This window comes from Sinorhizobium garamanticum, assembly GCF_029892065.1.
GTDB classification, from domain to species: Bacteria; Pseudomonadota; Alphaproteobacteria; order Rhizobiales; family Rhizobiaceae; genus Sinorhizobium; species Sinorhizobium garamanticum.
On record NZ_CP120374.1, the window covers coordinates 981616 to 994495 of the forward strand.

Consider the following 12880-nt stretch of genomic DNA (forward strand, 5'->3'; position numbering starts at 1 on the left):
ATCAGGACTCCACCTTTTTCCCCAGGCGCAATTGCGCGAGGGTGAGCACCAGAAGCACCAGTCCCATGAGGACGGATGCGGCCGCGGCAAGGCCGAACAGTCTCAAGTCGCCGGCAAAGGCCGTCTGGTAGATGTACTGGACGAGAAAGGTATTGGCCGTGCCCGGGCCGCCGCCATTGGTCAGCACCCAGGCCTCGTCGAAGATCTGGACCGAGCGGATCATCAACAGGATCAGAACGACGAGCAGGTTCGGGCCGAGGAGCGGCAAGGTTATCCGGAACAAGGTGCGCGACGGCGTGGCGGCGTCGATCGCGGCCGCCTCGTAAAGATCCTTGGGGATTGCCTGCAGCCCGGCGAGCAGGATCAGCGTGTAGAAGCCCATGTGGAACCAGACCGAGACCACGACGACGAAGAAGCGCGACCAGCCGACGTCGAGAAGGAAGATTTCCGGCGGCACGCCGAGCATCTGCAAGAACGCATTGAGCAGTCCATTGCGGTCGAGGAACCATTTCCAGATGAGGCCGATGACGACGGGCGACAGAAGAACCGGGTAGAAGAACATCGCCCGGAAGAAGCCGCGAGCGGCGATCGCGCGATTGAGGATCAGCGCGGTGATGAGGGCGACCAGAAGCGTGGCAACCACATTGAAGCCGACGAACCAGAGCGTGTTCCAGATCGCCGTCCAGAAGAGCGATTCCCCGCAACTTCCCGGCGTAAGATAGTCGGTACAGGAGAGAAGCTTGCGGAAATTGTCGAGGCCGACGAAGGGGCGGTTCGAGATCAGGAGCTCGGTGCCGCCAGTGAAGGCGTAGCCAATGGCGATCGCGATCGGCAGGAAGGTGAAGATGCCGAAGAGGACAAGGTTCGGCGCGAGGAATAGATAGGGCATCCGCCGCTTGCCGATCAGCCGCTCGACGGCGTTGATCGGCGCCTCGACGAACGCCATGGCGAGGTCGAGCGCACGGTCCGCGAGTCCTGTCGACCGGATCATCTCAGCTCCTCCCGGCTGCGGCGGGCAAGCGCCAGCTCGCTTGCAGGATCGAAGACATGCAGGCGACCCTCCTCCGGCATGATCCTGAGAACGGCGCCGGGTGCGGGCGCGAAATGGCCGGGCTGGTGGACGATGACCTGCTCCGCCTTCCCCTGAAGGTTGCCGTAGACATAGGTCTCGGTGCCGAGGCTTTCGTGGTATTGCACCTCGAAAGGCAGGCCTTCGCCATCAGTGAGCGCGAAATGCGCCGGGCGGATGCCGGCGAGAACCTCCTGTCCGGCGGAGACGCTGGCAAGATCGGCCTCGGTGCGCAGCAGGGTCGGGTAGCCGACGTCCACCCGCACGCTGCGATCGTCGCCGATCACGACCTTGCACTTGAGGATGTTCATCCGCGGCGAGCCGAGAAAGCCGGCGACGAAGAGATTGCGCGGATGGTCGAAGAGTTCGAGCGGCGTTCCCACCTGCTCGATGCGGCCCGCCCGAAGCACGACGATCTTGTCGGCCATGGTCATGGCCTCGACCTGGTCGTGCGTGACATAGATCATCGTCGTCTTCATCTGGCGATGCAGCTTCGTGATCTCAGCGCGCGTCTGGACGCGGAGCGCCGCGTCGAGGTTCGATAGCGGCTCGTCGAAGAGGAAGATGGCAGGCTCGCGCACGATTGCCCGGCCAATCGCAACGCGCTGGCGCTGGCCGCCGGAAAGCTGCCGCGGCTTGCGGTCGAGATAGGGTTCGATCGCCAGCATGCGGGCGGCCTCGGTGATCCGCGCCTCGATCTCGGCGCGCTTGAACTTCAGGTTCTCGAGCCCGAAGGCGAGGTTCTTTCTGACGCTCATATGCGGGTAGAGGGCGTAGGACTGGAAAACCATGGCGATCTTCCGCTCGGCGGGCGACAGCCCGCCGACATCCCGCCCGCCGATCGCGATCGCCCCCGAGGTGATGTCCTCGAGACCGGCGATGATGCGCAGAAGCGTCGACTTGCCGCAGCCGGACGGACCGACGAAGACGACGAATTCGCCATTGTCGATTTCAAGGTTCACGTCGTTGAGCGCGGCCACCGCGCCGAACGACTTGTTGAGCTTCGTAAGCTTGAGATCTCCCATCGCCCTGCTCCCGTCAGGTCAATTCTTCGATGATATTCGTCGCATTCCAGCCTTCCGGCAATCGTGCCGGACGCTTCACCGCCACCTCCCGCGTGGACAATCCTCGCACGCCCTTGAGATAGACCGCGGGCATGCCGTCCGGATAGTCGACAAGCCCGACGATCCTTCCGTCGGCACCGCGCGTCCAGGCGTTCGCCCGCCCCGCAGCATCGGCACTCGGGGCCAAGTCCGCAAAGGTCGGCCGCAAATCGTAGTGCAGGCCGGTGCCAAGCGAACCGGGCTCCTGCGCGAGTGTGATCCGGCGAAGTGCGATATCGTGGATGCCAGCCTCCGAGACGGATACGAGGTTGATCGCACCCTCCATGCGACCGGTGATGTCCTCCACCACCAGGTTCTCGACGGCACCTGCCCTCCACTCCGGGCGCCGATCGACGACCGTCACGGTCAGCGCCTCGCCCGAGCCCCAGAAGCCGTCGGGCGTTTCGCGGCAATCGACCGCGATCCTGGAGAAGCGGATATTTCTCATATGGCCGCCGTCGCGCGAGAAGAGGCCTAGCCCCCGATTGGACCGCACGACCTTGCAATCCTCGAAGACGATAGTGTTGAAATCGCCGTAGGACTCCGTCCCCAGTTTGAGCGCGCAGCTCAGGCTCGATACGGTAGAGCGCCGGACCATGACATTCTCGCAGGTCCCGATCGCCTTGCCGTCCGGGCCGGCACTCGTCTTCAGGCAGATGCCGTCGTCGGCGGTCGAGATCTCGCAGTCCTCGATCAGCACGCGCCGGCAGGCATCGAGCACCATGCCGTCGGTGTTCGGCAGGCGCCTGTCATTGGCGATCGTGACATTGCGGATGGCGATGTCCTCGCAATCGGCGAGGTGCAGCGTCCACATCGGCGAACCGGCGACATGAAAGCCGTCGAAGGCGACGTTGCGGCATCGTTCGAGCACGACCACACGCGGGCGGAACTCCGCCGGGATGAAGGTGCCGACCGCCGCATCGTCGCCGGTGATGAAATGCTCGCCCCCTGCCTCGATCCGACCCGGACCGGTAATCCGCACATTGTCGGCGTCGTGCGCGACGATCATGCCCCGGTTTGATTTTTCGGCGATGACGCCAACGGTCGTGTCGCGATAAGCCTCGTAGTCTGGAATGGGGCGGAGCAGCGCGCCTTCGGCGAGATGGAATTCGACGCCGCTCTTCAATCGCAGTCCGCCGGCCACGTGCTCGCCGGCGGCAAGCGACACGCGACCGCCGCCGCGGGCGGCCGCCGCGTCGATCGCCGACTGGATTGCGGCGGTCGCGTCGTGGCCGGTCGCTGCGATGCTGAACTGTTGTGGTACGGTCACGACCTGACATCTCCCTTGAGCAAGACGTCGATCAGCAGGAGCATGGTCAGCGCCTGGCCGTAGGGCGTCGGCAGGTTGGGGATCCGCCGATAGAAATCGAGATCATGGCCCATCGGCGTACCGTCGGAGACACCCTGGACGACACCTTCCTCGTCGATCCGACTGAGCACCGCCATCAGCGCCCGGTCGGCGTGAACGCGATCCTCCTCGCCCAAGATGCCGGCTTCGATGCCGCGCAGGATTCCGTAGGCGATCCCGGCGGTGGCGGAAGTCTCCAGAGGCGACGTCGGGTCGTCGACCAGCGTATGGAATATGCCGTCGTCGCGCTGGTGGCGCTTCAGCGAGCGAACCTGGCTTTTGAGCACGTTCGCCAGGAAACGCTTGTCGTTGGGGGAAAGCGACGGCACCAGTTCAAAAAGCTCGGGGATCGCGACGGTGATCCAGGCGTTGCCGCGTGCCCAGAAGGCATTGGCGAAGTTGTGGCGGCCATTGAAGGTCCAGCCGTGGTACCAGAGGCCGGTGACCGGGTCGCAGAGATAGCGGGCATGGATCATGAACTGGTAGACCGCCTCGTCTATCCAGTCCTTTCGACCGCAGATGACGCCGGCGCGGGCGAGGAAGAGACCGGCCATGAACAGCGTGTCGTCCCAGAGTTCGCCTTCGTTCAGGCGCTCCTTCACCACGTGCTGGAAGCCGCCGTCCTCGGTTTTCGGCAGGTGATGCACGAGCCAGTCGGCCCAGTCCTCGATGAGCGCGCGGAAATCGGAGCGGTCGACATGCTCCGTCAGGATGGCGAGCGGCAGCATCGGCGCGGTGCTGTTGATCTGGCGCGGCGGCAGGCCGCGTTCGATCTGCCAGGCATACCAGGCGACGAGTTCGTCGAGCGCCTTGCGGTCATTCGTGGCGAGCGCCCGGCGCAGGAAGCCGTAGAGACCGACACCGACCTCCCAGTCCCATTCGTCGAACTGGATGCCGCCGGCATCATTCGCCCCGACCAGGCCTTCCTTGATGCCCTTCAAGCGGCTGAAGGCGGCTGCGACCTTGTCGATCGTGGTCTTAAGCGAAGATCGCTCGATGGTGATCTGGTTCATCTGCATGTTCCACTCATGAATAGAAGAGAGGATCCGCGCCACTGGCGGGACCGGCGCTGTCGAAGGTGATTTCCGGTTTCGGCTGCCTGTGGTCGAAGGCGAGCGGCCGGCCACCGATCGAGAAGACGCCGTCATGGGCGAGCCGCACTTCCGGCCGATCCGGCGGCGCGATCGAGAGCAGGAGCCGACCGGTGTCGAAGGCGACCTTGGCGGCGAGGATCCGCTTGCGGAAGCCGTCGAAAGCGTCGCCGTCACCGCAGCCGACGGCGGCGATCCAGCCGCAGCGCTGGCCTTCGGAACGGATTTCCCGCCCCGCGGTGGCACCCTGCGTGACCATGGTGAGGCCGTTGGTGGCGTGAAGTGCTGCAAAGCCGGCGCCCGAACGGACGATCAGCCACCCCTCATCGAGCACGATCTCGTCGAAGCCGTCGCGCCCGAGATAGGCGTGGGTCCAGCCGTTGCGATGATCTTTGGTATCGAGGATCATCAGCGCGAGATCCCGGTGCTGGGCGACCCGCGGGAGGATGCCGCTGCCGGCCCAATAGGACGGCCGCTGCGTGCCCCAGGGATCGTCCTCGCCGGGGTGGTTCACCCATAGCCGTGCCATTGGATGTCCGGAGAGGCGCATGTCCATCACATGCTGCTGGTGTCCCTTCGAACCAGTCTTGTGATCGACGACGGTCGAAAGCTGGGCTGCTTCGTTCTTGAAAAGGATGAGCTTGGCGGCATCGAGCCCCTGCGCATAACGGGCCTCGACGGCGCGGCCGGGCTCCAGCCTCGCGAGGCGAGCGAGTTGGGCGGGCGGGATGTAGTCCGAACAGCAGAACATCGGCAGCGAGGCCACGCCGCCATTCAGCCAGCCCTCGCCGAAGGCGACGGCAGCAAAGGGGGCAAGCTCGGTCAGTGGGCCGGCGCGCAATTCCTTGTCGTATGCCCTGCCCTGCGAGCCCGCCGGCACGCCGCCGAGCGTATGCAGCGCCATCATTTCGAAGATCAGGTCGAGCTGGCCCCGGGCGCGCTCCGCGAGTTCGGGTTCGGCCCAGTGTTCGAGCGCGAGCAGGCCGATGAAATCGATCGGGTAATAGGCGGCCGAGTTCCATTCCGCCAGTCCATGCGCCTCGACGGCGTCAAACCAGCGGGCAAGGCGTGCCGTCGCCAGCGTTGCCTGCTCCCTGCCGGTCCTGCCCGAGGCTTCGAAGACCGCATCCGGCAGCAACTCGCCGGCAAGCAACTGGCTCACGTGGAAGCAGAGAACGTGGTTCTCGCTCCAGAACCACATGACGTCATTGCCGGGCTCGTCCACCCAATAGCGATAGTTGAGAACCGATGTCCGGATCCTCTCGATGGTCTCCTGCGGCAGGTCCCGGCCATAGGCACGGGCGAGCCAGAGAAGCGGTACCATGACGAAGTCCGAGCAGTCCTCGCGCCGGTCAATCGAATTGAGGGTCGCCGCAATGATACGCTCGATCGTCGCGCAATCATCGCTGCCCGAGGCGACCATGGCGAGCACGCGACCGATGCGCTCTGCGCCATGACGCGCGCTGAAGGCGAGCGCCGCCCGCTTCCGCTCAGCGATCGTCGCAGCCGTCACGCCCGGCGACAGCGTGCTCAGGAATGCCGCGTCGATCACACGGGTGACCGTGCCCGCCCCGGAGCCGATCATCAACCGCACGCCGTGGTAGCCGTCCGGAATGCCGAGCGTTTCTGGGATGACGAGGCGGGTCTCGGCTGCGCCGAGCGTCGCTTCGGCCCGCGCCAGCACGGCCCGGTCGTGGCCGTGGCTATAGACTTCGACGGCGACCGGCAGCTCGTTGCCCGGTGCGGCATCGAAGACGATTTCGAGCGCTTCCATGATGAAGACGTCGCGGCTCGGCCGGACGTCGCGGGCGAGTGCTGCGAGCCGGGCGACCTCATGGCGGTCGAGCGGCACCGGCAGCACGACGGTCAGCGGCGCCTCGTCCAGAAGCTCGAGCTCGAAGAACCAGATCGTGTCCCTTTCGGCGAGGTCTTCCGAGTGGAGCAGGATGTGGTTGTCGCCGGCCCTCAAGTCGAGTGTCACGTCGGACACACTCTCGACGTTGCGCCGGAACGGCTCGAAGCGCACCTGCTCGACGCCGTTCACCCAGATGCGCACGCCGCCGCAGGTCCTGAGCCTGAGCTTCAGCCTGCGCGGGGCCTCGCTTCGGAACGTACCCTTGAGCCACCGCCGGACATGGGTTGGCACATGCCAGAAGCTGGTGAACTCGACGCGACGGTTGGAGCCCGGAAGGTTCAGATGCGCCGCCGGCCAAGCGCTTTCGGGTGCGATCGCGCGGCCGACCATCTCGGCCCAGAAGGCCTTGCGGCAAGGCAGGTCGCCGACATCGACGAAGCCGTTGATGAAGCGGTAATTGACGCGGTCCTCCGCCGGTGCGGCGACGCCGGGAAAGTCGGAACTGATTAGCCCGGACACGATCCACGCGGTGATCGTCTCGCCCTTCGAAACTTCGTGGGTTGGATCGGAAGAGGCCGCAGCCATCGCAGAGTTGCGCTTCATAGATCGCCTCCCGTCGATCGCATGAAAATATTTTCATATCCGTTGCGAAGTCATACCAAATGGCACGCCCCCTCTGAATTCCAGCACAACAAACAGCTTGACGTTTTAGCTGTCAAGCCGCAAAAAATAGAGATCGAATTTGGGAGAGGAGCTCCGGTTCGAGTTATGAAAATATTTTCATTCGGAGGATACACATGTCGAAGCTTTTTTCGGGCGTGAGCGCGCTTGTATTCGTCGGCCTGGTCGGAGCGGCTTCGGCCCAGGCCGAAACCAAGACGATCACATTCCTGTTCACGGATGACGACCAGGGCTATGTCCAGCGCATGGCTGAGCTCAGCAAGGAGTTCGAGGCCGCTCATCCGGATGTGAAGGTCAATTTCGTCTCGTCAGGCTATGATGCCGTCGCCAAGCAGCTGCCGGTGCAACTGGCCGTCGGCGAGGGGCCGGACCTCGCCAAGATCACCGACTGGCAGCTCGCGCCCTACTACCTCGACATGCGCCCCCACATGAAGGATCCGGATGCCTTCGCCAAGCTGCACGGCGCAAGCCTCGAGCAACTGCGCCTGCCGGGCATCAATGATCCGAATTCCATCAGCGGCTACGTGGCATCCCAGACGTTCAATCTGCCCTTCGTCAACAAGACGCTGTTCGAGCAGGCGGGTGAGCCGCTTCCCGGCCCGACCGCGACGTTGAAGGAGATCGTCGAGGCCTCGGCCCGGGTGGCGAAGGCGACGGGCGTGCAAATCCCGTTCACCATGGACCGCTCCGGCCACCGCTTCTCGGGCGCGGCCTTCTCCTATGGCGCGACCTATGTGAAGGACGGCAAGTTCAGCTTCCCGGACGAGGCGGCAAAGAAATACATCGCCGATCTCCATGCCTGGACCGAGGACGGCAGCTTCCCCAAGGAGATGTGGGGTGCGGCCGGCGGATCGCAGTACAAGAACATGGGCGACGAGTTCGTCAACGGCAATGTCGTGACGTATATTGCCGGCAACTGGATGGTCAATCCGTTCCAGACCAAGATCGGCGACGCCTTCGACTGGACGGCGATCAATGCGCCTTGCGGTGATGCCGGCTGCTTCGCCATGCCGGGCGCAACCGCGATCGTCGGCTTCAAGCGCACGAAGCATCCCGAGGCGGTTGCCGAGTTCATCGAGTTCCTCGGCTCCGAAAAGATCCAGCGTGAGATTGCGGAGAACTTTGTCATCCTGACCGGCGCCGAGATCAAGGACCTGCAGTACAAGCTTTCAAGCGATGACGCCAAGGAGTCCATGGCGGTCTTCCTGGCCAACAGGAAGAATGCGCCGCAGGCGGCGCTCGACTTCGAGCGGCAGAAGGGTGGCTCGGCGCTGTACCAGCAAATCGTGCAGCGCATGAGCCAGTTGATCGTCGGTGAACTGTCGCTGGAGGAAACCTACAAGGTCCTGGAGGACGACGTCCGCAAGATCAACGAAGCCCGGGCGTCGCAGTAAAGCGGCCCACTCTTACAAAGCCCCTCCCAGGCTTGGACGACGTGCCCGATCGGCGGGCACGTCGTCCCGCGCTCAGAGCAGGAACGGCGCGAATGGGCTGATCAACATTGGCGGTCTCAACACCGGTCATTGCAGCGGTCGCTGAACTCCCTATTCTGCGTCGTTGCGAAAGTCCGACGCAAAACCAGTTCAAGACTCGGGAATTTTGCGACTCCTAGATGACGCATGGGCTGCGACTACGAGACCTTGACGTGATAATGGTCGTGTATGCCTTGGATACCGTTGCCATTCGTCGTTTCCCTCGTTCTCTGCCTTATCCTCGTGCGGATGATCCGACAGGAAGGATGGAAGCTCGGGCTGTTTCCGCTGCTCGTCGCGACCTTCGCCATTCAAGCGGTTCTGTCGGGACTGAACTGGAATATCGGTTGGTATCCGGCACGCTTTATCCAGCCGATCCTGGCGGCGCTCCTGCCTGCGCTCTCCTTTGCGGCCTTCGATCAACTTCGTCGCAATAACGTCGCGAAATTCTCAGGCCTATGGCTGCACCTGATACCGGCGAGCGTCGTAGCAGGTCTTGTGGCCTTTTGGCGCGCGCCAATCGATCTCGTTCTTTTTGCGACGTGCCTCGGATACGGCCTTGCCCTGTTACGAGTGGCGCGGCAGGGGCCAGGTGCACTTGCCGCGGCACGTATCAGCGATGAGTGGACCGCGCATAAAGCGCTGGTCGCAATGGCGGCTTTGTTGGTTCTGACGGCGTTTATCGACGCAACAATATCGCTGGATTTCTTCCTGGGTGAGGGTCAGCGGGCCCAAACGCTGCTGACCGTTGCCAGTGTCCTATGGCTCGCAGTCGCCGGGTACGCCGCTACGGTCGCAGACGATGCTCGCCCCCACATGGGCTCCAACGCTACGGAAGAGATCTTCGCCGTTGCCACCTCCGGACCTCGATCCCTTCCTTCCGCTTCAAGCACCGAAGAGGATGCGGCGATAATAGACCGGATTGATACCCTGATGAGGGAGCAGCATCTCTATCGCGATGCGGACCTGACCCTTGAACGCCTTGCCCGGCGTGCAGGTATACCGGCAAGACAGATTTCTGGTGCTCTGAACCGCGTTCACGGCCGCAACGTCTCCCAGGTCGTGAACGAGTACCGGGTCGGCGATGCGAAGCGACGGCTGATTGCAACACCTGATCCGGTGACAGTTATTATGCTGGAATCGGGCTTTGGCACGAAGTCGAATTTCAACCGCGAGTTCCTGCGCATAACGGGCATGACCCCGAGCGCCTATCGCCGCGCCGATGGCGAAACACCTGCTGCATCCAAGGCGCAGACTGAAGTCCCTGCCTCCTCCTAGTCCCCACCTCGGGCAAAGGTCATTGCGAGAAACGACCTAGATCGCGACCTCGGACGCCCGAGATCGCGATCTAGGTCGAGTCAGCCTGGATTCCGGTCGATCTTGAGCCTGAAGGTCACGTCTATCCGAGCGGCATCAGTCCGTATGCAGCACGCGTGATCAGGATGAAGAGCACAAGAGGAAACCAATGAAACTCTCGATGAAAATCGCGGCTATGCTTTGCACAACCGTTTCGTCGATGTTGATGGCGCAACAGTCAGCCTTTGCCAACGACGTCGGTGTGCGTGAGATCGCGGCTCCGTCTAAAGAGCGGGGCAGCGATGTCGCCGTGACGGTTTGGTACCCGGCGGAGTCAGGTGGTAAAGCTGTCACGCTTGGTGAGAGCGTCTTTTTTGTGGGGACGCCCGCCATGCTCGACGCCCCCCTCTCAGATCGAAAACTCCCCCTGGTATTGCTTTCCCATGGCGCTGGTCTGGCAGGAAACCCACAAGCCTTAAGCTGGATTGCTGTGCCTCTGGCGAAACAGGGATTCATCGTTGCTGCCCCTACCCATCCCGGAAACACAGGTTCAACCAAGTCCGCAGCGGAAACGATGAAGCTTTGGTTGCGACCGATGGATATCACCGAGACCTTGAACGCGATGGGCGAGGACGCTTTGTTCAAAGAGCACGTTGAACTGAACAAGGTAGGGATGCTGGGGCTTTCAATGGGCGGCAGCACGGCGTTGGCAATAGCTGGCGCCCGCATCGACCCCAAACGATTAGCGAGCTATTGCGATACGAACGCGCTCAACCATTCTCTTTGTGAGTGGGTCAGGCAGAGCGGCGTCGATTTGCACACTATGGATTTAACGTCGGCTGACCGCGACAATGAAGATACGCGCATCAAATTTGCGATGGCAATTGATCCTGCGCCCGTCGACGTCTTCGAATTCGGTACCTTTTCCCGAACCTCAATTCCTGTCGATCTCGTAAACCTGGGTCAACCCGGAAAAATTCCTCTAACTGCGCAGGCTGCCAAAATTGCTGAAGCCATCCCAAATGCAAGATATTTCACGATCGAAGACGCGAGCCATTATAGTATGTTTGCCGAATGCAAACCCGGTGCGGCCGAGATCGCTGAATCTGAAAAGGTAGGCGATCCGATCTGCACGGACGGCGGTGGACGTTCTCGCAGCGAAATCCATGCACAAATGATCCATATGGTCATTGATGCTTTCAGTAGAGCATTGAAACCGCTCCCCTGAGCTGTACGAGGACCGAAGGAAAGCCGAAGCCGACGCGAACGCCCGAAGTGTTTGCCCCCTTTACAGGCTCTGCGGCGGGCCTCAAATTGCTGGCACAACCGCAAACTGTACCCGGACCGAGGACTTCGCATGGTGACCGATCCGAATGCCTATTACGCCGGAGGTCTCGGCGCGAGCGGCCTGAGCTGAGCCATCACGTACGTCGAGACCGAGGTGATAAGGGCACCTGACATGAGCACGACTCCTCGCCGCAGCAGCACTGGTCTGCGCCAATTTCTGAATCTTGAGCAGCAGCGCAATTGGATAGAAGGCAAGACGAACTTGCGTGATGCCGACGAGCGCTCGGAGTCCATGGAACTGCGGTTCAAGTACGTCGCGCGATTTCAGAAGCTGCTTCGTCGCCCGCAAGCACAAGAAGTTCTGGAGATTCTCAGGCTCTACGGCCAAAACTGCATCCCCATCCCGCGCAAATCCGAGCGTCACTACTGGTCGGTTTCTTGTCTGCCGTCGACTTCCGACAAGCCGCTTGTCCGCGTTAATGCGAGCTGGATGGAGCTTTTCACGCTCTATGCGGACGGCGAGGGCATCCGTGCAAGATTCCTGGTGCATCTTTCGGATTTCACCACGGACCATTCACCCGCGCGGGGCCATTTGGACGAACCTTTTCTCGAGCACTGCGTCACGACGCCAGAAGACGTCGGCTATTTCTTCCCGCGCGGCGAGGACATTTTTGGCATAAATGTACGGGGCTCCGCCTCGATCCACAAATTCCTCGCGACCCGCCACGTGTTGCGCGCCATTCGGAGATTCAATCTGACGCACATGAACCGGGGTCGGAACGCCTACCAGGCAAGCCACTGCTACAGCTTGGCGGATTACTTGCTGGAAGGTTGAGCGGCTATGGGATGCCCACCACCTTGGCGAGTTGCCGAGGCCGGGTGGGATTCGAACATCTGCGTCGAGGCAGTTCCACAGCCACAGACGACCGTTGAACCAGCCAAAGTCGCCATTTAGTCGCAGGACGGAAACGACTGCTCATATGGCGCTTTCTTCACGTTCAGACCGAAGGCGGCACCGTGAACTTTCCATCCACCCACCTCTTCGTCACTGGTGAAGATGCGGGAATGGCCGGATCGGGCTCAATCGAGCCATTCATGGCGCCGAGCGTCTCGAAGCGGGTGCTCCGGCTGGAAGCGGCCGGCGTGATCCGCGGTTTCACGCTTGACGTGGACACGGGCACGATCGGTTATCAGATCCGTGCCATGGTTGCGGATCTGGCCACTGCCGGGCAAGCTGCACCTGGTCGAGACTGACCCAAGAGCGCCGCGAGTTATCGAATGCGACAAGATCACCGGGGATGATCCGTTCCTTGCAACGGCTGTTGTGTGGCCAAACCGGCCAAAATCTCCTCGTGTGAAAGTTGTCATGGTCGCTTGGGGTGTCGTTTCGCCCTGACCGAAACGACCCGTAAACTGTCAAAAAAGTGTCACATCGGCTGGAATAGGCCGCGCGGTTGCCCGTTTGCCCCCCGTCTGAACCGACGATGGAGGGCAAACCGATGTTGCACAGCGTGCCTTCGACTTCACAGGCTGCCGTTCCGATCACCGCGACCGTCCGCGAACGACCGGCATGGCCGCTCAGATCGGTGTCGGCTCGCTCGCTTGCCGGGCTGCTGCTGCTTGAAGGCTGCGTCCTAGCAATCGTTTACTGCATGGACGGCCTGGCGCTGGAAGCGCG

10 protein-coding genes are annotated in these 12880 nt (G+C 62.2%); 5 read left to right on the forward strand and 5 right to left on the reverse strand.

Annotated features, from left to right (window positions below):
- Window position 1 precedes the first annotated feature (1 nt).
- Genes PZN02_RS24480 through PZN02_RS24500 form a run of 5 tightly spaced genes read right to left on the reverse strand, consistent with a single transcriptional unit; the run spans window position 2 to window position 7069 of the window.
- Window positions 2–991 (reverse strand): carbohydrate ABC transporter permease, encoded by a 990-nt coding sequence (locus tag PZN02_RS24480; RefSeq protein ID WP_280663218.1) that lies wholly within the window; start codon window positions 989–991, stop codon window positions 2–4.
- Window positions 988–2094 (reverse strand): ABC transporter ATP-binding protein, encoded by a 1107-nt coding sequence (locus PZN02_RS24485; protein ID WP_280663219.1) that lies wholly within the window; start codon window positions 2092–2094, stop codon window positions 988–990. Before PZN02_RS24485 ends, PZN02_RS24480 begins: the two co-directional genes overlap by 4 nt.
- 13 nt (window positions 2095–2107) lie before the next feature.
- Window positions 2108–3442: a polygalacturonase PglB gene (gene pglB, locus PZN02_RS24490; protein ID WP_280663220.1), complete on the reverse strand. Its 1335-nt coding sequence runs from the start codon at window positions 3440–3442 to the stop codon at window positions 2108–2110.
- Entirely contained in the window at window positions 3439–4539 is a 1101-nt protein-coding gene (gene bglB / locus PZN02_RS24495) for a beta-galactosidase BglB (RefSeq protein WP_425336354.1), read from the reverse strand. The genes pglB and bglB overlap by 4 nt, the downstream gene beginning before the upstream one ends.
- A 7-nt stretch (window positions 4540–4546) precedes the next feature.
- Window positions 4547–7069: a hypothetical protein gene (locus PZN02_RS24500; protein ID WP_280663222.1), complete on the reverse strand. Its 2523-nt coding sequence runs from the start codon at window positions 7067–7069 to the stop codon at window positions 4547–4549.
- A gap of 194 nt (window positions 7070–7263) precedes the next feature.
- On the opposite strand from PZN02_RS24500, the gene PZN02_RS24505 reads away from it, so the two are divergent.
- The 5 genes from PZN02_RS24505 to PZN02_RS24525 all read left to right on the forward strand — a co-directional run bounded on the left by PZN02_RS24505 (window position 7264) and on the right by PZN02_RS24525 (window position 12456).
- Window positions 7264–8541: an ABC transporter substrate-binding protein gene (locus PZN02_RS24505; RefSeq protein WP_280663223.1), complete on the forward strand. Its 1278-nt coding sequence runs from the start codon at window positions 7264–7266 to the stop codon at window positions 8539–8541.
- Between the two features lie 282 nt (window positions 8542–8823).
- Window positions 8824–9897: a helix-turn-helix domain-containing protein gene (locus tag PZN02_RS24510; RefSeq protein WP_280663224.1), complete on the forward strand. Its 1074-nt coding sequence runs from the start codon at window positions 8824–8826 to the stop codon at window positions 9895–9897.
- A 187-nt stretch (window positions 9898–10084) separates the two neighbouring features.
- A complete protein-coding gene (locus PZN02_RS24515) occupies window positions 10085–11143 on the forward strand; it encodes an alpha/beta hydrolase family protein (protein ID WP_280663225.1) in 1059 nt (352 codons plus the stop codon).
- Window positions 11144–11374: 231 nt separating this feature from the next.
- Complete coding sequence (locus tag PZN02_RS24520; RefSeq protein ID WP_280663226.1) at window positions 11375–12037, forward strand: hypothetical protein; 663 nt, start codon at window positions 11375–11377, stop codon at window positions 12035–12037.
- A 182-nt stretch (window positions 12038–12219) separates the two neighbouring features.
- Window positions 12220–12456 (forward strand): Lrp/AsnC family transcriptional regulator, encoded by a 237-nt coding sequence (locus tag PZN02_RS24525; protein WP_280663227.1) that lies wholly within the window; start codon window positions 12220–12222, stop codon window positions 12454–12456.
- Window positions 12457–12880: the final 424 nt, after the last annotated feature.

Excerpts from the sequence above, each read along its gene's own strand:
- PZN02_RS24480 (WP_280663218.1), bottom strand. The coding sequence starts at position 991 with ATGATCCGGTCGACAGGACTCGCGGACCGTGCGCTCGACCTCGCCATG.
- PZN02_RS24485 (WP_280663219.1), bottom strand. The coding sequence starts at position 2,094 with ATGGGAGATCTCAAGCTTACGAAGCTCAACAAGTCGTTCGGCGCGGTG.
- bglB (WP_425336354.1), bottom strand. The coding sequence starts at position 4,539 with ATGCAGATGAACCAGATCACCATCGAGCGATCTTCGCTTAAGACCACG.
- PZN02_RS24500 (WP_280663222.1), bottom strand. The coding sequence starts at position 7,069 with ATGAAGCGCAACTCTGCGATGGCTGCGGCCTCTTCCGATCCAACCCAC.
- PZN02_RS24505 (WP_280663223.1), top strand. The coding sequence starts at position 7,264 with ATGTCGAAGCTTTTTTCGGGCGTGAGCGCGCTTGTATTCGTCGGCCTG.
- PZN02_RS24515 (WP_280663225.1), top strand. The coding sequence starts at position 10,085 with ATGAAACTCTCGATGAAAATCGCGGCTATGCTTTGCACAACCGTTTCG.
- PZN02_RS24520 (WP_280663226.1), top strand. The coding sequence starts at position 11,375 with ATGAGCACGACTCCTCGCCGCAGCAGCACTGGTCTGCGCCAATTTCTG.